At 60.7% G+C, this 20,090-nt stretch carries 19 protein-coding genes; 11 read left to right on the plus strand and 8 right to left on the minus strand.

Going from position 1 to position 20,090, the window contains the following annotated elements; all coding sequences use genetic code 11:
* Positions 1–13: 13 nt before the first annotated feature.
* From PSH73_RS03755 to dksA, 4 genes are all read right to left on the minus strand, one after another.
* Complete coding sequence (locus PSH73_RS03755) at positions 14–2,968, minus strand: sensor histidine kinase (RefSeq protein ID WP_170045325.1); 2,955 nt, start codon at positions 2,966–2,968, stop codon at positions 14–16.
* Positions 2,952–3,128 carry a hypothetical protein gene (locus PSH73_RS03760; protein WP_003176118.1) on the minus strand — a complete coding sequence of 59 codons (177 nt, stop codon included), beginning with the start codon at positions 3,126–3,128 and terminating at the stop codon, positions 2,952–2,954. The genes PSH73_RS03755 and PSH73_RS03760 overlap by 17 nt, the downstream gene beginning before the upstream one ends.
* Positions 3,129–3,190: 62 nt before the next feature.
* Positions 3,191–4,078, minus strand: coding sequence for a tRNA glutamyl-Q(34) synthetase GluQRS (gene gluQRS, locus PSH73_RS03765; RefSeq protein WP_057960646.1), 888 nt, complete (start codon positions 4,076–4,078; stop codon positions 3,191–3,193).
* An 84-nt stretch (positions 4,079–4,162) separates the two neighbouring features.
* The gene (gene dksA, locus PSH73_RS03770) at positions 4,163–4,606 is read right to left on the minus strand and encodes an RNA polymerase-binding protein DksA (RefSeq protein ID WP_057440158.1); all 444 of its coding nucleotides are present in this window, start codon (positions 4,604–4,606) and stop codon (positions 4,163–4,165) included.
* 320 nt (positions 4,607–4,926) lie between these two features.
* Between dksA and PSH73_RS03775 the strand changes: the two genes are divergently transcribed.
* Positions 4,927–6,099: a pyridoxal phosphate-dependent aminotransferase gene (locus PSH73_RS03775; RefSeq protein ID WP_057960645.1), complete on the plus strand. Its 1,173-nt coding sequence runs from the start codon at positions 4,927–4,929 to the stop codon at positions 6,097–6,099.
* Positions 6,099–6,812, plus strand: a complete 714-nt coding sequence (gene sfsA, locus PSH73_RS03780; RefSeq protein WP_057960644.1) for a DNA/RNA nuclease SfsA — start codon at positions 6,099–6,101, stop codon at positions 6,810–6,812. Before PSH73_RS03775 ends, sfsA begins: the two co-directional genes overlap by 1 nt.
* Here sfsA and PSH73_RS03785 read toward each other — a convergent pair.
* Entirely contained in the window at positions 6,809–7,126 is a 318-nt protein-coding gene (locus PSH73_RS03785; RefSeq protein WP_057960643.1) for a Rieske (2Fe-2S) protein, read from the minus strand. The genes sfsA and PSH73_RS03785 overlap by 4 nt on opposite strands.
* A 174-nt stretch (positions 7,127–7,300) precedes the next feature.
* Here PSH73_RS03785 and PSH73_RS03790 point away from each other — a divergent pair, with 174 nt between their 5' ends.
* From PSH73_RS03790 to PSH73_RS03800, 3 genes are read left to right on the plus strand one after another with little or no spacing between them, the layout of a single operon-like run.
* Positions 7,301–8,179, plus strand: coding sequence for a hemin ABC transporter substrate-binding protein (locus tag PSH73_RS03790; RefSeq protein ID WP_057960642.1), 879 nt, complete (start codon positions 7,301–7,303; stop codon positions 8,177–8,179).
* Positions 8,176–9,213 (plus strand): iron ABC transporter permease, encoded by a 1,038-nt coding sequence (locus PSH73_RS03795; RefSeq protein ID WP_057440154.1) that lies wholly within the window; start codon positions 8,176–8,178, stop codon positions 9,211–9,213. Before PSH73_RS03790 ends, PSH73_RS03795 begins: the two co-directional genes overlap by 4 nt.
* Entirely contained in the window at positions 9,213–9,980 is a 768-nt protein-coding gene (locus PSH73_RS03800) for a heme ABC transporter ATP-binding protein (protein WP_057440153.1), read from the plus strand. The genes PSH73_RS03795 and PSH73_RS03800 overlap by 1 nt, the downstream gene beginning before the upstream one ends.
* 269 nt (positions 9,981–10,249) lie before the next feature.
* Here the strand turns inward: PSH73_RS03800 and PSH73_RS03805 are convergent, their stop codons facing one another.
* From PSH73_RS03805 to PSH73_RS03815, 3 genes are all read right to left on the minus strand, one after another.
* Positions 10,250–10,522, minus strand: coding sequence for a TfoX/Sxy family protein (locus tag PSH73_RS03805; protein ID WP_057440152.1), 273 nt, complete (start codon positions 10,520–10,522; stop codon positions 10,250–10,252).
* A 201-nt stretch (positions 10,523–10,723) separates the two neighbouring features.
* Complete coding sequence (locus PSH73_RS03810) at positions 10,724–11,068, minus strand: pentapeptide repeat-containing protein (RefSeq protein ID WP_057960641.1); 345 nt, start codon at positions 11,066–11,068, stop codon at positions 10,724–10,726.
* Positions 11,069–11,159: 91 nt separating this feature from the next.
* Entirely contained in the window at positions 11,160–12,716 is a 1,557-nt protein-coding gene (locus tag PSH73_RS03815; protein ID WP_057960640.1) for a bifunctional aminoglycoside phosphotransferase/ATP-binding protein, read from the minus strand.
* Positions 12,717–12,833: 117 nt separating this feature from the next.
* On the opposite strand from PSH73_RS03815, the gene mrcB reads away from it, so the two are divergent.
* From mrcB to ilvC, 6 genes are all read left to right on the plus strand, one after another.
* Positions 12,834–15,158, plus strand: coding sequence for a penicillin-binding protein 1B (gene mrcB, locus PSH73_RS03820; protein ID WP_057444144.1), 2,325 nt, complete (start codon positions 12,834–12,836; stop codon positions 15,156–15,158).
* A 16-nt stretch (positions 15,159–15,174) separates the two neighbouring features.
* Complete coding sequence (locus tag PSH73_RS03825; RefSeq protein WP_057440150.1) at positions 15,175–15,906, plus strand: tetratricopeptide repeat protein; 732 nt, start codon at positions 15,175–15,177, stop codon at positions 15,904–15,906.
* Positions 15,906–16,235, plus strand: a complete 330-nt coding sequence (locus PSH73_RS03830) for a YqcC family protein (RefSeq protein ID WP_057960637.1) — start codon at positions 15,906–15,908, stop codon at positions 16,233–16,235. Before PSH73_RS03825 ends, PSH73_RS03830 begins: the two co-directional genes overlap by 1 nt.
* A 431-nt stretch (positions 16,236–16,666) precedes the next feature.
* Complete coding sequence (locus tag PSH73_RS03835; RefSeq protein WP_057960672.1) at positions 16,667–18,391, plus strand: acetolactate synthase 3 large subunit; 1,725 nt, start codon at positions 16,667–16,669, stop codon at positions 18,389–18,391.
* 2 nt (positions 18,392–18,393) lie between these two features.
* Complete coding sequence (ilvN, locus tag PSH73_RS03840) at positions 18,394–18,885, plus strand: acetolactate synthase small subunit (protein WP_003176102.1); 492 nt, start codon at positions 18,394–18,396, stop codon at positions 18,883–18,885.
* 47 nt (positions 18,886–18,932) lie between these two features.
* Entirely contained in the window at positions 18,933–19,949 is a 1,017-nt protein-coding gene (gene ilvC / locus PSH73_RS03845) for a ketol-acid reductoisomerase (protein WP_003194132.1), read from the plus strand.
* Positions 19,950–20,090 lie beyond the last annotated feature (141 nt).

Consider the following 20,090-nt stretch of genomic DNA (forward strand, 5'->3'; position numbering starts at 1 on the left):
TCTCTCGACGGTCTCAGTTCACAGCGGACGTCGCTTCGACATGACGCGGCAAGGTCACCCGAATACGGGTGCCGCGTTGGCTTTCGGTGTCAGCCGGGCTGTCGATGGTGATTTGTCCATAATGCTCTTCAACGATGGAATAGACCAGTGCAAGGCCCAGACCGGTACCTTCACCAGGATCCTTGGTGGTGAAGAAGGGTTCGAACAATCGGTCCATGATGTTCTGTGGAATACCGCTACCTTCGTCTTCGACGATCAGGTCTACCGTGTGCTCGTAAGCCTCGCTCTTGACCCTTACCGCACTGCCGGCGGGTGTCGCGTCGCGGGCATTGGACAGCAGGTTGATCAGCACCTGGGCCAGGCGTTGTGAGTCGCCGACCACCCAGTGTTCCGGATCGCACAAGTTATAGAACTGTACTTCGAAATTACGCCGGTTCAAGGCCAGCAGCCCAATAGCATCCTGGGCGACTTCAGCCAGGCACACCGCTTCATCGTGATTCTGGTGGCCGCCGGCATGGGCGAAGCTCATCAGCGATTGCACGATGCGCGAGACGCGTTTGGTCTGCTCGAGGATCTGCCCGCTGATTTCGGTGATTTCGTCGTCTTCTTCGCGCTCCTCGCGCAGGTTCTGCGCCAGGCACGCGATACCGGTGATCGGATTGCCGATCTCGTGGGCCACGCCTGCCGCCAGGCGCCCGATACTGGCCAGGCGCTCGGAATGCACCAGCTTGTCTTCGAGCATCTGGGTTTCAGTGAGGTCTTCGACCAGCAATACCAAGCCACTGTTGCCTGGGGCCAGGGGTTCGTCGATGGCCGCTTTGTGCAGGTTCAGCCAGCGGGTCTGGCCATCCAGGGCCAGGTGCTGTTTGTGCAAGTGTTCGTCGGGCAGGTTGATAAAGCCCTGCAGCAACTCGCGCCAGGGATCGCCGATGGTGGTCAGGCGCGAGCCGACCACGCGCTGGGCGGCGATGCCGGTCAGCTCTTCCATGGCCTTGTTCCACATCAGGATCTCCTGGTCCTTGGCCAGGGAGCACACGCCCATGGGCAGTTCCTGCAGGGTCTGGCGGTGGTAGCGGCGCAGGGCATCGAGTTCGGCGGCAAGGCCGGTGAGGCGTGAGTGGTAGTCTTCCAGCCGGCTCTCGATAAAGTGGATATCTTCAGTTACATAGTTTTCGCCGCCGGCCTTGTAGGGCAGGAAGGTCTCGACCATGTCCTGGGACACGCTGGGGCCCATCAACCCGGACAGGTTGGCCTCGATGCGGTCGCGCAGGCGGCGCAGGGCATAGGGGCGGCGCTCGTCGAAAGGCAGGTACAGATCGCGCAGTGCCTGTTCCACTTCCTTTTGTGCAGCCTTGGCGCCCAGGGGCTTGGCCAGTTGCGTGGCGAATTCCTGGGGCGAGGCGGCATGCAGTTCGCGGCGTTGCGGGCGGCGTACGTTATCCACCGCGCAGGCTTCGGCCGCGCTGGTTTCTTCGGGGCTGGCGTTGGTGAACAGGGAGATCAGGGTGAACATCAGTACGTTGGCCGCCAGTGAGGCGATGGCTGCCATGTGCCAACTGGTGTCATCCAGCACGTAGATCATGTTCAGCAGCGGGATGTAGAAACCCTGCAGGTTGCCGACCAGTGGTAGCAGCATGGTCACCAGCCACACCAGGATTCCCGCCAGCAGCCCGGCGATAAACCCACGCCGATTGGCGGTTGGCCAGTACAGCACCGACAATACCCCCGGCAGGAACTGCAAGGTGGCGACGAAGGCCACAATGCCGAGGTTGGCCAGGTCTTGCTCGGCCGCCATCAGCAGGTAGAAGCCATAGCCGGCCATGATGATGGCCACGATCAGCGCGCGGCGTGTCCATTTCAGCCAGCGGTAGATATTGCCTTCGGCGGGCGGCTGATACAGCGGCAGCACCAGGTGGTTGAGGGCCATGCCCGACAGCGCCAGGGTGGTGACGATAATCAAGCCACTGGCCGCCGATAACCCACCGACATAGGCCAGCAGCGCCAGGGATTTACTGTTGGCGGCGATGCCGATGCCGAGGGTGAAGTATTCCGGGTTGGTGGTGGCCCCCAGTTTCAGCCCGGCCCAGAGGATCAGCGGCACCGCCAGGCTCATCAGCAACAGGAACAGGGGCAGGCCCCAGCTGGCGCTGACCAGCGAACGCGGGTTGAGGTTCTCGGTGAAGGTCATGTGGTACATGTGCGGCATGACGATGGCCGAGGCAAAGAACACCAGCAGCAACGTGCGCCAGGGGCCTTCCTGCAGCGGAGTGTGCAGGGCGGCGAGGGCGGTCTGGTTTTGCAGCAGCCACAGCTCAAGTTGTTGCGGGCCGTCGAACACCCCGTACAGCGCGTACAAGCCCACGCCACCGATGGCGATCAGCTTGATCACCGACTCGAAGGCAATCGCAAACACCAGGCCTTCGTGTTTTTCCCGGGTGGCGATATGCCGCGAGCCGAAAAAAATCGTGAACAGGGTGATCAGCGCACAAAAGCTCAGGGCCACCCGATGTTGCACCGGCTCGTGGGTAAGAATACCGATGGAATCGGCCACTGCCTGGATCTGCAGGGCCAGCAGCGGCAGCACGCCGATCAGCATGAAGATCGTGGTCAGCGCGCCGGCCCAGGTGCTGCGAAAGCGGAAGGCAAACAGGTCAGCCAGCGACGACAGTTGGTAGGTGCGGGTGATTTTCAGGATCGGGTACAGCAGCACCGGCGCCAGCAGGAAGGCCCCGGATACCCCGAGGTAGCTGGAAAGAAACCCATAGCCATATTGGTAGGCCAGGCCCACCGTGCCATAGAACGCCCAAGCGCTGGCATAGACGCCCAGGGACAAGGTGTAGGTCAGCGGGTGGCGAATGATCGCCCGCGGGATCATCCCACGCTCACTGATCCAGGCCACCCCGAACAGCGCGGCCAGGTAGGCGGCGCTGATCAGCAGCATCTGGGTCAGGCTAAAGCTCATCGGCATCTTTTTGGCTCTGCAGGATGAAAGTCACGACGATCAGGATCAACCACAGCAGATAGGGGCGATACCAGGCGCCCGTGGCGTCGATCCACCAGTCCATGATGGCGGGAGAAAACAGGTAGATCCCGACGACCAGCAGCAGGACCAATCGATAGATGTACATGTTGGCCTCTGATTGAAAAACTGCGGCGATGTTAACGGATGGTTGGCAGGCTGCAAGCGTCTTCAGTGCAATTGCGCTTCGGCCAGGGTCAGTGTGCGCGGGATCCGGGTGGCATCCCAGTGCCGGATGCCCCAACCGAGCAGTTCCTGTGGGCTGGCGTGGAGCAGCTCATCCCCCGGCTGCTGGCCGAGGGCGCGCAGGGCCCTGAGTAGCAGAGGTGTGGCCTGGTCGGGCGTTAGCGGCGGCGAGCGGTAGGATTTACCCAGCTTGTTACCGTCCGGCTGGATGATCAGCGGTACATGCAGGTAGCGCGGCTGGCGCAGGCCCAGCAGTTCTTGCAGGTACAGCTGGCGCGGCGTGGAGTCCAGCAGGTCGGCGCCGCGCACGATATCGGTGACACCTTGCCAGGCATCGTCGAGCACCACCGCCAGTTGGTAGGCATACAGGCCGTCGCGGCGGCGGATGACGAAATCGCCTACATCGCGGCCCAAGTGTTGTCGGAATTGGCCTTGTACGCGGTCAGTGAAATGGTATTCCAGTTCGGGAACCCGTAGGCGAATGGCAGCATCCTGCTGAGCGTGGCCGGCGTTGCGGCACAGGCCCGGGTAAATGCCGTTATACGGTTCCAGTTGCTTGCGTGAGCAGGTGCAGGCGTAGGCCAGGCCATGGTTGAACATGTCGTTCAGGACTTTGGCGTAGGCATCATGCCGCTCGCTTTGTCGGACCAGTTCCCCGTCCCATTCAAAACCATAGCTTTCCAGAGCATGCAGGATTGCCGCCTGGGCGCCGGGCTCTTCACGGGGAGGGTCGAGGTCTTCCATGCGCATCAGCCAGCGGCCTTGATTGGCGCGGGCGTCGAGATAGGAAGCGAGGGCTGCAACCAGGGAGCCGAAGTGCAAATGGCCGCTGGGGGTGGGGGCGAAACGCCCGATATAGGGAGAGGCTGTCATGGCCTGGATATTACTGGAAAACCGCCAAACCCCAGAAACAAAAATGGGGCGTTTGCACGCCCCATTTGTTCGGCCCGGCAGGGATTACTTGCCGACCTGTTTTTCCTTGATTTCTGCAAGGTTCTTGCAGTCCACACACATGTCTGCGGTAGGACGGGCTTCCAGGCGACGAATACCGATCTCGATGCCACAGGATTCGCACCAGCCGTATTCTTCGTCCTTGATCAGTTGCAGCGTCTTGTCGATCTTCTTGATCAACTTGCGCTCGCGATCGCGCGCACGCAATTCCAGGGCAAATTCTTCTTCCTGGCTGGCACGGTCTGCCGGGTCAGGAAAGTTGGCTGCTTCGTCCTTCATATGGCCAACGGTACGATCGACCTCCTGCATCAAGTCCTGTTTCCACTTGTTCAGGATCTTGGTGAAGTGCTCGCGCATGGGCTCGCCCATGTATTCTTCGCCCTTCTTTTCTACGTAAGGTTCGAAGCCGCCGAGACCTTGAGTCTGCTGTTGCTTTGCTTGGGTGGACATGAATAGACCGCCTCTCACTCTTCTAATCCATTGCGCAGGATTGCAACATCACCGACACCTGCCGGCCCTGCGGCTGCAAGCGGGCGAACTTACCAGATAGCTTCGGGGTGCGCCACTCCCGGTTGTCGAGGCCCGTCCTGCCGGGGTTGCAAACTGCTGCGACCGGCAATGGCTGGGTATACATTGTCTCGAATGTTGATTTTAGTCGTTTTGCAGGTGCTTGCCCGGCTCATTGCCCTGGGCCAGGCAGGCAATAGAGCATGTTTTACCTCGCGGGTTCGGTAGAATCCCGATTTTGTCCTCATTGTTAAGGAAGGCTAATGGCTCAGCCCTACAGTGCTCGCAGTCGAGCTATCGAACCTTTTCATGTCATGGCGTTACTGGCGCGGGCCAATGAGCTACAGGCCGCAGGCCATGATGTGATTCATTTGGAAATCGGCGAGCCGGACTTCACCACCGCCGAACCGATCATCCAGGCCGGCCAGGCCGCGCTGGCCAACGGCAAAACCCGCTACACCGCCGCCCGTGGCTTGCCGGAACTGCGCGAGGCCATCAGTGGCTTCTACCAGCAGCGTTATGGCTTGAGTATCGACCCCGAGCGCATCCTGATCACCCCGGGCGGCTCCGGAGCCTTGCTCCTGGCCAGTAGCCTGCTGGTGGACCCCGGCAAGCATTGGTTACTCGCGGACCCGGGCTACCCCTGCAACCGGCATTTCCTACGCTTGGTAGAGGGTGCGGCGCAACTGGTGCCGGTCGGCCCCGAGGTGCGCTACCAACTGACTGCCGATCTGGTGGAGCGCTACTGGGATCAGGACAGCGTGGGGGCCTTGGTCGCTTCGCCGGCCAACCCGACCGGGACCATCCTGACCCGTGATGAACTGGCGGGCCTGTCCAGCGCGATCAAGGCCCGCAACGGCCACCTGGTAGTGGATGAGATCTATCACGGCCTGACCTACGGCACTGACGCGGCCAGCGTGCTGGAAGTGGATGACGAGGCGTTTGTCTTAAACAGTTTTTCAAAGTATTTCGGCATGACCGGCTGGCGTCTGGGCTGGCTGGTGGCGCCCCCTGCAGCCGTGGGCGAACTGGAGAAGCTGGCGCAGAACCTGTACATCAGCGCGCCGAGCATGGCCCAGCATGCGGCATTGGCCTGCTTTACCCCGCAGACTCTGGCGATCCTTGAAGAGCGACGGGCCGAATTCGGTCGCCGGCGAGACTTTTTGCTACCGGCCTTGCGCGAGTTGGGTTTTGGTATTGCGGTCGAGCCTGAAGGGGCGTTTTACCTGTATGCCGATATCAGCGCCTTTGGTGGCGATGCCTTTGCATTTTGCCGGCATTTTCTTGAAACCGAGCACGTGGCATTCACGCCCGGGTTGGATTTCGGTCGCTTCCAGGCGGGGCATCATGTGCGTTTTGCCTACACGCAAAATCTCGATCGACTACAGGAAGCGGTGGAGCGGATTGCCCGTGGTTTGCGGAGCTGGCAAGGCTGATGCGCTTTCATCCTCCCCTCGAAAAAGGTCGGCTGATTCGCCGCTACAAGCGTTTTCTGGCCGATATCGAAACCGCTACCGGCGAGTTGCTCACCATTCACTGCCCGAACACGGGCTCGATGTTCAATTGCATGGTCGAGGGCGGACAAGTCTGGTTCAGCCGCTCCAACGACCCCAAGCGCAAGCTGCCGGGCACCTGGGAAATCGCTGAAACGCCCCAGGGTCGCCTGGCGTGCGTCAACACCGCGCGTGCCAACCCGTTGGTCGAAGAAGCGCTGCATGCCGGGGTGATCACCGAGCTCAATGGCTTTACCGGACTAAAGCGTGAAGTGCCGTATGGCCAGGAAAAAAGCCGCATCGACTTTCGCCTGGACTATCCCGACGGCGCGGCCTATGTCGAAGTCAAAAGTGTCACCCTGGGGTTTGACGGCACCTCTGTCGCGGCGTTTCCCGATGCGGTGACTCAGCGTGGGGCCAAGCATTTGCGCGAATTGGCGCATTTGGCCCGCAGCGGCGTGCGGGCGGTGCAGTTGTACTGTGTGAACCTGTCGGGCATCGACAGCGTAAGGCCGGCCGAGGAAATCGACGCGGGCTACGCGGCGGCACTGCGTGAAGCCAAAGCTGCCGGGGTGGAAGTCCTGGCGTACGGCGTGCAGGTGGGGGCGCAGCAAATCTATATTGATCGGCCATTGACGGTGTTGCTCAACGACTAGAGTTGCACCCACAACCCCTGTGCGTCTTCGCGGCCGGGCAGGGGGCTGAGGCTTTGGCCCGCGCACGGGCCGGCCACGCACTCACCGTTTTCGATCAGAAACAACGCGCCGTGGGTGGCGCATTGGATCATGCTCGCGCTGGGATCGAGAAAGCGGTCCGGCTGCCATTCCAGCGGAACGCCGCGATGAGGGCAGCGGTTGATATAGAAATACACCCGGCCTTCGCGGCGCACGGCAAACAGCTTGCGGCCGTCGATATCGAAGCCGCGGCTGCTGTCGGGTGCCAGTTCGTGGGAGGGGCATAGAAACTTCATAAGCGTTCTCAGGTGGTGCGGGTCAAGGGCTGTAGAGTGATCCAGGGTTTGCGGGTGAGCCCGGTGCTTGACGTTCAAATGCAAACAATTATCAAATGCCGGCTTCGCCTGTTAGCTGACTGCGTGCTCAGACGGTCGCATGACTGGCTCCACCCCCTGGAAGGAAACCCTTTTATGCGCCTGAGTACCAGCGCTATTGCGCTTGTTGTCGGACTGCTGGTCAACCACGTGGCGCAAGCCGCTGAACCGCCACAACGCTGGGTCAGCGCCGGCGGGGCGTTGTCGGAGTGGGTGGTGGCCCTGGGGGGCGAGTCAAAGCTGGTGGGCGTCGACACCACTAGCCAGCACCCACAATCGCTCAAGGCATTACCCAGTATCGGTTACCAGCGCCAGCTGTCGGCCGAAGGGATCTTGAGCCTGCGCCCGCAAATCCTGGTGGGCACTGAGGAAATGGGACCGCCCCCGGTGCTGGCGCAGATTCGCAATGCCGGGGTGCAAGTGGAGCTGTTTTCCGCACAGCCTGACTTACCGACCCTGCAAGGCAACCTGCAACACTTGGGCACGCTGCTGGGGGCTGAAGATCGGGCCATGGCACTGTTCAGTACGTATCAACAGCAACTAAACCTGCAAAAAAACGCCGTGACCCAGGCGCAAACCCGGCAAAAGGCCCCAGGCGTGCTGTTGGTGCTCGGGCATGCTGGCGGCAAGCCATTGATCGCCGGCAAGGACACCGCCGCCGATTGGGTACTGCAACAAGCCGGTGGGCGCAATCTGGCGACGCACACCGGGTACAAGCCGTTTTCGGTGGAGTCCCTGGCGGGGCTGAGCCCTGAAGTGCTGGTGTTCTCCGACCGTGCCCTGAGTGGCGAGGCGGCCCGCGCAGCCTTGTTCAAGGAAAATCCGATTCTGGCGAACACCTCGGCGGCCAAGACCGGTCGGGTCGTTGAGTTGGACCCCACCTTGTTGGTCGGGGGCCTGGGCCCACGGTTGCCGGCCAGCCTGCAAGCCTTGTCCGCCGGGTTCTACCCCGCTAAAACCCAAGCCGCCCCATGACCACTCTGGTTAAACCACGCGCCCTGTTTATAGGCCTGAGCCTGTTGTGTGTATTGGCGATCTGGCTGTCCTTGGCTTTGGGGCCTGTCAGCCTGCCGTTGCTCGACACATTGCGCGCCGCGTTACGCTTGCTTGGCGTGCCCCTTGAGGCTCAGGGGCTGGAGCAGGCAGAGTTGATTCTGGGGCAGATCCGTTTGCCGCGCACCTTGTTGGGGTTGGCGGTCGGCGGGGTGCTGGCGCTGTCGGGGGTGGCCATGCAGGGGTTGTTTCGCAACCCCTTGGCCGACCCGGGGCTGGTTGGTGTGTCCAGTGGCGCCGCGCTCGGGGCGGCGGTGGCTATCGTCGGCGGCGCGGCCTTTGGTGGCCTGCCGGATGCGGTGGGGCCGTATCTGCTGTCGCTGTGTGCATTCCTCGGTGGCTTGGGCGTGACGGCGCTGGTCTATCGCCTGGGGCGGCGTGATGGCCAGACCAATGTCGCAACCATGCTGTTGGCCGGTATCGCCCTGACCGCCCTGGCGGCCTCGGCGGTGGGCCTGTTCACTTACCTGGCGGATGACGCCACCTTGCGCACCCTGACGTTCTGGAACCTCGGCAGCCTCAATGGCGCCAGTTACTCGCGGCTGTGGCCGTTGCTGCTGGTCAGTGCCGGGGTGGCGCTGTGGCTGCCGCGCCGGGCCAAGGCGCTCAATGCCTTGCTCCTCGGGGAGTCGGAAGCCAGTCATCTGGGGATCAATGTCGAGGGGCTCAAGCGTGAGCTGGTGTTTTGCACGGCCCTGGGGGTTGGCGCCGCGGTCGCCGCAGCGGGGTTGATTGGTTTTGTCGGGCTGGTGGTGCCGCATCTGGTGCGCCTGCTGGCGGGGCCGGATCATCGCGTGCTGCTGCCGGCCTCGGTGCTGGCGGGGGCGAGCCTGTTGTTATTCGCCGACCTGGTGGCCCGCCTGGCCCTGGCGCCCGCTGAGTTGCCCATTGGCATTGTTACCGCCTTTATTGGCGCGCCGTTTTTTCTTTACCTGCTGTTGCGAGGGCGCGCCTGATGCTGCGAGTGGAAAACCTGCAGATCCGCCGCGGTCGCAAAACCGTATTGACCGACGTGACCCTGGACCTGAAGCCCAGTGAAGTCCTGGGTGTGCTTGGCCCCAATGGCGCCGGCAAAAGTACGTTGCTGGGCGCGTTGTGCGCGCAGTTGCAGGCGGATGAAGGCCAGGTCTGGCTGGATGACCGCGAACTCAAGGATTGGCAGGGTGCGCAACGGGCCCAGCGGCTGGCGGTGCTGCCACAGGTGTCGACCCTGGATTTCGCGTTTCGCGTCGAGGAAGTGGTGGGCATGGGACGACTGCCCCATCAGACCGGTCGGGCGCGCGACGCTGAAATCATCGACGCCGCCTTGCAGGCCGCTGACGTGAGCCACTTGAGCGGGCGCAGTTACCTGGCCTTGTCTGGCGGCGAGCGCCAGCGTGTGCACCTGGCGCGAGTGCTGGCGCAGCTCTGGCCGGGCGAGGCGGGGCAGACATTATTGCTGGACGAACCGACGTCGATGCTCGACCCGCTGCACCAGCACACCACCTTACAGGCGATCCGCAGCTTTGCTGATCGTGGCGCGGCTGTGCTGGTGATCCTCCACGACCTGAACCTGGCGGCGCGCTACTGTGACCGCATTCTGCTGCTGGAAAACGGCCGCCCCCATGCCCTGGGTACGCCGGCGCAGGTATTGCGCCCGGAACTGCTCAAGGCCGTGTTTGGCCTGGATGTGCTGGTGCAGCCCCATCCTGAACTAGGTCATCCATTGGTCATTGCCCGCTGAGGTTCGTCGTGGCTGCAGCGATGTACCGGGTTCATAAAACCCAGGCAAAAAAAGACCCGGCAAGAGCCGGGTCAAATAACCGTGATTAGCCTGATGAGGAGATAAACTGAGAGTCCGAACCAAGGGTCTTTCAGTTATCGGCTGATCTCGCGACCAGTTGTGATAATCATAACGATTCTCATTTGAGAGTCAATATTTGTTTTTACGCCCTGGGGCTTTTCCTCAAACGCATGTTTGAAATTCCCGTAAATCCTGGGCTCCGGACTGTTTCAGTTCTTGTTGCGTACCGACAAAACTTCCAATTGGCGATTCAAGGCTTCCTTGCGCTCAGTTGGAATATCGTTCCAATGCACATCCATCAATGCGCCTTCGATGGCATACAGCAGGACTTTGGACGCCCGAAAGCCACGACTGCGTACCGCCCGATAGGCGTCCACGGCGCCCAGGCGACGCAGGTCTGAAGCGCTATGGATGCCCACCGCATGCAGCCATTGCGCAGAGGTCTTGCCAAGGTTTTTCAGGTGTTGCAGCTCATCGTTCATTAAGCCTCCTTGCGACGGCCGAATGGTTCGGTGGGTATCGTGACCAGGCAAGCCTGAAAGGAGTGTAGCGCTCAGTAGGAAAAGCGTAGTTCTTTGCTCAGAAACGATGTAAACGCTTCTAAGGCTGGCGCTGGATTATTGACGGCGAGTGGCGCAAGCCCCCAGCCCGCGTTGCGCGTAGCTGGGGATAAGGGCGTGTTGTCAGCGGGTGCGGTAACGCAGGCGAGTGCCGAAATTGACCGACATCAGGATCTCGTCAGCGCTCAGCTCAGGCGGGAAGTAAGTGCCCGAAATCTGCGCATGGGCCAAGCTGGCGCCTTCCAGCGCGCAAGCGCGCAGGTCCAGGCCACGCAAATCGGCCGAACGGAAATAGGCGTCGGTAAAATCCACGCCCTCGGCATCCAGGTGGCGCAGGTCGAGCCCGCGGAAGTCACCGCCACGCATATCAATGGGGCCATCCTTGGGGCGTTCCTGATTGAAGCCATGGATGTCATCTTTATGCAGCAGCGCGTAGAGCGGGGTATCAAGCAACTTCGGCTGGCCCATGGCGGCATCTCCTGTTGGATTCATGGCGCCATTATAGTGCCACTATTGCTGGCTGTGAGCTGTTAACTGCTTCACAGCCAGGAAATATTTCTTACAGCCCTGGCAGGTGTTGACGAACATGGGCAACCAGCGCGTCCAGCGTCCCGCTTTCATTGGTCTCGACCCGCTTGCTCAGTAGCAGTTCCTCGGCGCTCAGAGGATCGCGGCTGGCTTGCTGCTGCTCAATGACCTCCAGGGTGGCGTCAGAAGGATCGTTTTTATCTGCCTGACGTTTCGCCAGCCAGTTGGCGATCACTGCCTGTGGTGCATTGCAATCGAGGATCAGGAAGGGCGCGCCAGTGGCCTCTGCGACTTTGGCGGCGGCGTCGCGTTGTTCACGCTTGAGGTAGGTGGCGTCCAGGACCACCGGGAAGCCCGCGCGCAGCACGGTTTCGGCGAGGGTATGCAGGCGGGCGTAGGTCGCTGCGCTGGCATCCGAGGCATAGATCCCAGCTTGTGGGGTGTTCTCCACTTGCTGCTCGCCAAACAAGCGCTTGCGTTCTACATCGGAGCGCAGGCGTATGGCACCGAGCGCGTCGACCAGGCGCATTGCCACATGGCTTTTGCCGGTGGCCGACACACCGTGGGTAATTGCCAGGAAGCGCGAGGGGATGGTGCTGTAGCTTTCGGCCAGGTTGGCGTAGTTACGGTATTGGCGCAGGGTGGTTGCACGCTCTACAGGCGTTGCTTCGGACGGCATGCTGAACAGGGCGACCTTGGCCCGCACCAGGGCACGGTAGGCCTTATAGAAGTTCAGCAGTTCGAGGCTCTGGTAATCGCCAGTCAGTTCCAGGTACTGGCTGATAAAACGTCGGGCCAGGGACTTGAGGCCACGGTCTTCCAGGTCCATGGCCAGGAAGCCAGTGTCGGCACATACGTCGGTGAAGCGGAACGGCTCGTTGAACTCGATGCAGTCGAAGATCACCACGTGATCGTCGATCATCGTTGCGTTGCCCAGGTGAATGTCGCCGTGGCACTCGCGGATAAAGCCATTGAGCTTGCGTTGCTCCAGCAGGGGCTTGAGGCGTTCGAAGCTGCTCTGGGCCCAGGCTTGCAGTGCTTGCAGTTGGGCCAGGTCGGCCTTGTCGCTGAGAAACGGGCGGATCTGCTCGAAGTTCTGCTGTACAGGTGCCATCACCTCGTCCGGCGTGCCGGCCGGGTGCGCCTCGGGAACCTTGGGCGCGTTCAAGTGGAACTGCGCAATCTGGCTGGCCATTTCGTCGATGTGGCCGCTGGTCAGCTCGCCATTGGCCTGCAAGGTGCTCAGCAGTTGGCTTTGCGGGAACTGGCGCATTTTCAGCACATATTCGATGGCCGGACCTTCGCCGGCCAGTTGCGGGGCTTCAACGCTGCCGGTGATCGGTAACACTTCAAGATACAAATCTTGTGTCAGGCGCTGGTTGAGGCGCAGTTCCTCGTTGCAGAAGTGGGAGCGGGCGTCCAACTGGGTAAAGTCGAGGAAGCCGAAGTTCACCGGTTTCTTGATCTTGTAGGCGTAGGGGCCAGTGAGCAGAACCCAGGAAATATGGGTTTCGATGACTTGAAACGCTTCGACCGGATGAGGAAACAGGGCCGGGTTTTGCAGGGCGGCAATCAGGGGCTGGCTCACGGGCGATCCTTCGGAGTCTGGGAAAATAATGGAGCGCATTATGGCCGCTCAAGTCGGTCATGCAAACCGCCGTCCGGTTCATGTTGATCATCAATAAAATGCGTATAATCCGCCGCCATGACTCGTACCCGATCTCCCCGTTCCCGTAAAAAACCTCCTCCCCGCAGCCTGCGCCCCTGGCTGGGCTGGGCGATCAAGCTCGGCCTGGTTGGCCTGGTGGCACTCGCAGGCGTCGCGGTGTACCTCGATGCCGTGGTCCAGGAGAAGTTCTCTGGCAAGCGCTGGACCATCCCGGCGAAGGTCTACGCTCGCCCGCTGGAGCTGTTTACCGGCCAGAAGCTGAGCAAGGAAGACTTTCTCACCGAACTCGATGCGCTGGGCTACCGACGCGAAGCCGTGGCCAACGGTCCGGGGGCGGCGGCGGTCAGCGGCAATACCGTGGACTTGAACACCCGGGGCTTCCAGTTCTATGAAGGCCTGGAAAAGGCCCAGCCGGTGCGTGTGCGTTTCTCCGGGGATTACGTGGCCGAGCTTTCCGCACTCAACGGCGGCAAGCTGCCGGTGGTGCGCCTTGAGCCATTGCTGATCGGCGGGATTTACCCGAAGAACCTTGAAGATCGCATCCTGATCAAGATTGATCAGGTCCCGCCGTATCTGTTGGAAACCCTGGTCGCGGTTGAAGACCGGGATTTCTACAGCCACTGGGGCGTATCGCCCAAGTCCATCGCCCGCGCCATCTGGGTCAACACCTCGGGTGGCCGCATGACCCAGGGTGGCAGTACGCTGACGCAACAATTGGTCAAGAATTTCTACCTGACCAGTGAGCGCAGCCTGACCCGTAAACTCACTGAAGCCATGATGGCGATGTTGCTGGAGCTGCATTACAGCAAGCAGGAGATCCTGGAGGCCTACCTCAACGAAGTGTTCGTCGGCCAGGATGGCCAGCGCGCGGTGCATGGTTTCGGCCTGGCCAGTCAGTTCTTCTTCGGCCAGCCATTGTCCGAGCTCAAGCTGCATCAGGTGGCGTTGCTGGTGGGCATGGTCAAGGGGCCGTCCTATTACAACCCGCGCCGCAACCCGGAGCGGGCCCTGGAACGTCGTAACCTGGTCCTCGACGTGCTGGAACAGCAGGGCGTGGCCACCGCAGAACAGGTCGCCGCCGCGAAGAAGATGCCCCTGGGGGTCACTACCCGTGGCAAGTTGGCCGACAGTTCATTCCCCGGCTTCATCGACCTGGTCAAGCGCCAGTTGCGCGAAGACTATCGCGACGAGGACTTGACCGAAGAAGGCCTGCGGATCTTCACCAGTTTCGACCCGATCCTGCAGATGAAGGCCGAAGCGTCGGTCAGCGATACCTTCAAGCGCCTGGCCGGGCGCAAGGGTTCGGATGAGGTTGAGGCGGCCATGGTGGTGACCAATCCGGAAACCGGTGAAGTCCAGGCCATGATCGGCAGCCGCCAGGCCAGTTTTGCCGGTTTCAACCGTGCCCTGGATGCCGTGCGACCGATTGGCTCGCTGATCAAGCCGGCGGTGTACCTCACGGCGCTGGAAAAACCGAGCAAGTACACCCTGACCAGTTGGTTGTCCGACGAAGCGTTTTCGGTCAAGGGCGCCGATGGCCAGGTGTGGAAGCCGCAGAACTATGACCGTCGCTCCCACGGTACGGTGTTCCTGTACCAGGGCCTGGCACATTCCTACAACCTGTCCACGGCGCGGCTGGGCCTGGAGCTGGGGGTGCCGAACGTCCTCAAGACCCTCGCGCGCCTGGGCGTGAGTCGCGAGTTCCCGGCGTTCCCTTCGATGTTGCTGGGGGCGGGGGGCTTGAGCCCAATGGAAGTGGCGACCATGTACCAGACCCTGGCCAACGGTGGTTTCAATACACCGATGCGCGGGATCCGCAGTGTGCTCACGGCGGAAGGCGAGCCGCTCAAGCGCTACCCGTTCCAGATCGAGCAGCGCTTTGATCCGGCCTCCATCTACCTGATCCAGAACGCCATGCAGCGGGTCATGCGCGAAGGGACCGGGCGCTCGGTGTACAGCTCACTGCCGGGCAACCTGACGCTGGCCGGCAAGACCGGCACCAGTAACGATTCCCGGGACAGTTGGTTCGCCGGTTTCAGCCAGGACCTGCTCGCGGTGGTGTGGCTGGGGCGCGATGACAATGGCAAGACACCCTTCACGGGGGCGACCGGCGCCTTGCAGGTCTGGACCAGTTTTATGCGCAAGGCCGACCCGCTGCCACTGAACATGCCGCAACCCGACAACATCGTGCAGGCCTGGATCGACCCCCATACCGGGCAGGGCTCCGATGCCAACTGTCCGGGCGCGGTGCAGATGCCGTATATTCGCGGCAGTGAACCGCCAGCCGGCGCTCCATGTGGCACAGGTGTGCCCACGGATGCCGATTCGGTGATGGATTGGGTCAAGGGCTGGATGAATTAAGCAAAGAGGATTTCAAGTGAACAAGTGGTTGATTCCGGCTATTACAACGTTAGCTTTGCTCAGTGGTTGCTCCAGCGTGCAGCGCGGGTCCATCCCGGTGGTGGATTCCGGCACGGCCGTGTCCAACAATGACCGGATCTCGGCCAACGGCGGCTTCCGCCAGACCGTGACCACGCGTCCAAACCCTGCCACAACCCAGGCTGTACCCCAGGATTCCGGAGTGGTGGTAATGGTTCCGGGGGGCGGCGCTACTACGTCTGCGCCGATCAGCTCGGCGCCATGGACACCGGGCCCGATCACACCTGGGCCGTCGAACTCCGCGCCGATTGATACCGCGCCGATCAACCAGGGCACCTACAACATGCCCTCGACCCCGAGCGGGATTCCTTCGGCCAACGCCGGCGGCCTGTCCGCCGACGAGCAGTTGGACGGTCCGGTCCTGGCCTTGCTCACCACTGCGCAGCAACAGCAGGCCGGTGGCGACTTGAACGGTGCATCCTCCAGCCTCGAGCGCGCCCAGCGTGTCGCGCCACGTGAACCGCAGGTGCTCTACCGCCTGGCGCAAGTGCGCATGGCCCAGGGAGATGCGCCACAAGCCGAACAGTTCGCCCGTCGTGGCCTGACCATGGCTAACGGTCGTCCTGACCTGCAGGCCAGTCTGTGGGCCCTGATTGGCGACGCGCGCGCTGCGCAAGGTGATGCTGCCGGTGCTGCCCAGGCTCGGCAAAAGGCCAAGGTCAGTCTCTGATGGATCCTCGTTTTCCGGCAATTGCCGAGCAGTTATTGCTGATTGAGCGCGAATTGCGCCTGGCGGGCTGGTGGGATGAAGTGTCCCCCAGTGCCGAGGCGCTGAGCAGCGTCGAGCCGTTTTCGGTTGATACCCTGGATTTTCATCAGTGGTTGCAGTGGATCTTCCTGGGTCGCATGAAACAGATCCTCGAGCAGGACCTGCCGTTGCCCAATGCCTCGGGCATTCTGGAGATGGCCGAGATGGTCTACGCCGATCGTCTTCAAGAGAGCCTCGGCCTACGGTCGGCGCTGAAAAAGTTCGACCAACTGATCGTCGGCGCTCGTTAATTGCCTGACTGCCGGGTTTTCCGGCAGTCTTGCGCACATTTCTACCGCTTGACGACATTCAGGCGAGTTTTATCCCTCCTCAAAGCCCTTTCTTCTACGTTCACATGCGCTTAGTTGGAAAAAAGCGCAATTATTGCTTGACTTGAAGGGGCTGAAACAGAAGAATCCAAAGTCCGCTGTATCGGGACTGCCAGAAGCAGGCCCGCTCAGCAGATCATGAGGCGCACATCCGCGCCGACCTGTTACACCCGCAACGCGTTACCTCGCGCTGGGTGGGAAAAGCCCGCAACACTTGGGACGATCCCAATACTTGCTCAGTCAGTGCTGACGTAGTCGGCGACCACCGTCGCTCATGCTCTGTTGAGAAGTAAACCTATTAAGACCCGTCGGTTTTTAACGGACGGTATTCTGGCGTTTTAGAGGTGAACAACGTGGAGCTTTTATCTGGCGGTGAGATGCTCGTCCGCTTTTTGCGTGACGAAGGCGTCGACTATATCTACGGGTACCCAGGTGGTGCTCTGCTGCATGTCTACGACGCACTGTTCAAGGAACCGGCTGTCAACCACATCCTGGTTCGCCATGAGCAGGCCGCGACCCATATGGCTGACGGTTATGCCCGTGCCACCGGCAAAGCCGGCGTGGTACTGGTAACGTCCGGCCCAGGCGCAACCAATGCCATTACTGGCATCGCGACTGCGTATATGGACTCTATTCCGATGGTGATCATTTCCGGCCAGGTGGCGAGCACCATGGTGGGCACTGATGCATTCCAGGAAACCGATATGATCGGTATTTCCCGGCCGATCGTGAAACACAGCTTCATGATCAAGCACGCCTCGGAAATCCCGGAAATCATGAAAAAGGCGTTCTACCTCGCGCAATCCGGTCGCCCGGGTCCTGTGGTGGTCGATATCCCGAAAGACATGACCAACCCGGCGGAAAAATTCGAATACGTTTTCCCGAAGAAAGCCAAGCTGCGTTCCTACAGCCCGGCCGTTCGTGGGCACTCGGGGCAAATCCGCAAGGCGGCAGAAATGCTCCTGGCGGCCAAGCGTCCAGTGCTGTACTCGGGTGGCGGCGTGATCCTGGGCGGTGGTTCCGCACCTTTGACCGAACTGGCCAAGATGCTCAACCTGCCGGTCACCAACACCTTGATGGGCCTCGGTGCCTTCCCGGGTTCGGATCGTCAGTTCGTCGGGATGCTCGGCATGCACGGCAGCTACACGGCCAACCTGACCATGCACCACGCTGATGTGATCCTGGCCGTGGGTGCACGGTTCGATGACCGGGTGATCAATGGCGCGAGCAAGTTCTGCCCGAATGCCAAGATCATCCACATCGACATCGACCCGGCGTCCATCTCCAAGACCATCAAGGCCGACGTGCCGATTGTCGGTCCTGTGGAGAGCGTATTGACCGAAATGGTCGCCGCGCTCAAGGACATTGGCGAAACTCCGAACAAGGAGTCGGTCGCCAGCTGGTGGAAGCAGATCGACGAATGGCGCGGTGATCGCGGCCTGTTCCCTTACGACAAGGGCGACGGCAGCATCATCAAGCCACAGACCGTGATCGAAACCCTGTGTGAAGTGACCAAGGGCGACGCCTTTGTGACCTCGGACGTGGGCCAGCACCAGATGTTTGCCGCGCAGTACTACAAGTTCGACAAGCCTAACCGCTGGATCAACTCCGGTGGCCTGGGCACGATGGGCTTCGGTTTCCCGGCGGCCATGGGTGTGAAGTTGAGCTTCCCGGACACTGACGTGGCCTGCGTCACCGGTGAAGGCAGCATCCAGATGAACATCCAGGAGCTGTCGACCTGCCTGCAATATGGCTTGCCGGTGAAGATCGTCTGCCTGAACAACGGTGTGTTGGGCATGGTTCGCCAATGGCAGGACATGAGCTACAACAGTCGCCACTCCCATTCCTACATGGAATCGCTGCCAGATTTCGTCAAGTTGGTTGAAGCCTATGGCCATGTCGGCATGCGCATCACCGATTTGAAGGATCTCAAGCCGAAGATGGAAGAGGCGTTCGCCATGAAGGATCGTCTGGTGTTTATCGACATCCAGGTCGACACCAGCGAGCACGTCTACCCGATGCAGATCAAAGACGGCTCTATGCGCGACATGTGGCTGAACAAGACGGAGCGGACCTAATCATGCGGCACATTATCTCCCTGCTTCTGGAGAACGAACCGGGCGCTCTGTCTCGTGTGGTCGGCCTGTTTTCGCAGCGCAACTACAACATCGAAAGCCTGACGGTGGCCCCGACCGAAGACCCGACCCTGTCGCGCCTGACGTTGACCACTGTAGGCCATGATGAAGTGATCGAGCAGATCACCAAGAACCTCAACAAGCTGATCGAAGTGGTCAAGCTGGTCGATTTGTCGGAAAGTGCCCACATCGAGCGCGAGCTGATGCTGGTTAAGGTCAAGGCCACGGGCGCCCAGCGTGCCGAGATCAAGCGGACTACCGATATTTATCGTGGGCAGATCGTCGATGTGAGCGCCAGCGTTTATACCGTTCAACTGACCGGTACCAGCGACAAGCTGGACAGCTTCATCCAGTCGATCGGGACGGCCTCGATTCTGGAAACCGTACGCAGTGGCGTCACCGGGATTGCCCGTGGCGACAAAGTACTCAGCATCTAACCCAAATTAGCGAATGGCCTTACGGCCTGGATATATAGAGGAACCTCATGAAAGTTTATTACGATAAAGATTGTGACCTGTCGATCATCCAGGGCAAGAAAGTCGCCATCATCGGTTACGGCTCCCAGGGCCACGCCCAGGCGTGCAACCTGAAAGACTCCGGCGTCGACGTCACTGTCGGTCTGCGTAAAGGCTCGGCTACCGTTGCCAAGGCTGAAGCCCACGGCCTGAAAGTCACTGACGTGGCTTCTGCTGTTGCGGCTGCCGACCTGGTCATGATCCTGACCCCGGACGAGTTCCAGTCCTCGCTGTACAAGAACGAAATCGAGCCGAACATCAAGAAAGGCGCCACCCTGGCCTTCTCCCACGGCTTCGCGATCCACTACAACCAGGTCGTGCCGCGTGCTGACCTCGACGTGATCATGATCGCGCCGAAAGCACCGGGCCACACCGTGCGTTCCGAGTTCGTCAAAGGCGGTGGTATCCCTGACCTGATCGCGATCTACCAGGACGCCTCGGGCAACGCCAAGAACGTTGCACTGTCCTACGCTGCTGGCGTCGGTGGCGGTCGTACCGGCATCATCGAAACCACCTTCAAGGACGAGACCGAAACCGACCTGTTCGGCGAGCAAGCCGTTCTGTGTGGCGGTACCGTTGAGTTGGTAAAAGCCGGTTTCGAAACCCTGGTTGAAGCTGGCTACGCGCCAGAAATGGCCTACTTCGAGTGCCTGCACGAACTGAAGCTGATCGTTGACCTCATGTACGAAGGCGGTATCGCCAACATGAACTACTCGATCTCCAACAACGCTGAGTACGGCGAGTACGTGACAGGTCCGGAAGTGATCAACGCCGAATCCCGTCAGGCCATGCGCAACGCCCTGAAACGTATTCAGGACGGCGAGTACGCCAAAATGTTCATCAGCGAAGGTGCAACCGGCTACCCTTCGATGACCGCCAAGCGTCGTAACAACGCTGCTCACGGTATCGAAGTCATCGGCGAGCAACTGCGCTCCATGATGCCGTGGATCGGTGCCAACAAGATCGTCGACAAAGCCAAAAACTAAGTCGGATGCATCAAGGGAAAACGCGGCCTAGGCCGCGTTTTTTCGTTTGCGGGCCGGTTCTGGTATAAAGCTGCATCGTTTGCGGGCGAACACTCGCCGCAAGTGTCTGTCGAATTTTTTCACACCGTTGCAAGGTAAAGT

Origin of the sequence: Pseudomonas sp. FP2294 (genome assembly GCF_030687625.1) — a bacterium.
GTDB classification, from domain to species: domain Bacteria; phylum Pseudomonadota; class Gammaproteobacteria; order Pseudomonadales; family Pseudomonadaceae; genus Aquipseudomonas; species Aquipseudomonas shahriarae.

Coding starts and splice junctions, on each gene's coding strand:
- PSH73_RS03785 (WP_057960643.1), bottom strand. CDS start 7,126: ATGAAGTTTCTATGCCCCTCCCACGAACTGGCACCCGACAGCAGCCGC.
- PSH73_RS03795 (WP_057440154.1), top strand. CDS start 8,176: ATGACCACTCTGGTTAAACCACGCGCCCTGTTTATAGGCCTGAGCCTG.
- sfsA (WP_057960644.1), top strand. CDS start 6,099: ATGCGCTTTCATCCTCCCCTCGAAAAAGGTCGGCTGATTCGCCGCTAC.
- PSH73_RS03810 (WP_057960641.1), bottom strand. CDS start 11,068: ATGGGCCAGCCGAAGTTGCTTGATACCCCGCTCTACGCGCTGCTGCAT.
- dksA (WP_057440158.1), bottom strand. CDS start 4,606: ATGTCCACCCAAGCAAAGCAACAGCAGACTCAAGGTCTCGGCGGCTTC.
- mrcB (WP_057444144.1), top strand. CDS start 12,834: ATGACTCGTACCCGATCTCCCCGTTCCCGTAAAAAACCTCCTCCCCGC.
- PSH73_RS03800 (WP_057440153.1), top strand. CDS start 9,213: ATGCTGCGAGTGGAAAACCTGCAGATCCGCCGCGGTCGCAAAACCGTA.
- PSH73_RS03755 (WP_170045325.1), bottom strand. CDS start 2,968: ATGCCGATGAGCTTTAGCCTGACCCAGATGCTGCTGATCAGCGCCGCC.
- PSH73_RS03790 (WP_057960642.1), top strand. CDS start 7,301: ATGCGCCTGAGTACCAGCGCTATTGCGCTTGTTGTCGGACTGCTGGTC.
- ilvN (WP_003176102.1), top strand. CDS start 18,394: ATGCGGCACATTATCTCCCTGCTTCTGGAGAACGAACCGGGCGCTCTG.
- PSH73_RS03830 (WP_057960637.1), top strand. CDS start 15,906: ATGGATCCTCGTTTTCCGGCAATTGCCGAGCAGTTATTGCTGATTGAG.
- gluQRS (WP_057960646.1), bottom strand. CDS start 4,078: ATGACAGCCTCTCCCTATATCGGGCGTTTCGCCCCCACCCCCAGCGGC.
- ilvC (WP_003194132.1), top strand. CDS start 18,933: ATGAAAGTTTATTACGATAAAGATTGTGACCTGTCGATCATCCAGGGC.
- PSH73_RS03805 (WP_057440152.1), bottom strand. CDS start 10,522: ATGAACGATGAGCTGCAACACCTGAAAAACCTTGGCAAGACCTCTGCG.
- PSH73_RS03760 (WP_003176118.1), bottom strand. CDS start 3,128: ATGTACATCTATCGATTGGTCCTGCTGCTGGTCGTCGGGATCTACCTG.
- PSH73_RS03775 (WP_057960645.1), top strand. CDS start 4,927: ATGGCTCAGCCCTACAGTGCTCGCAGTCGAGCTATCGAACCTTTTCAT.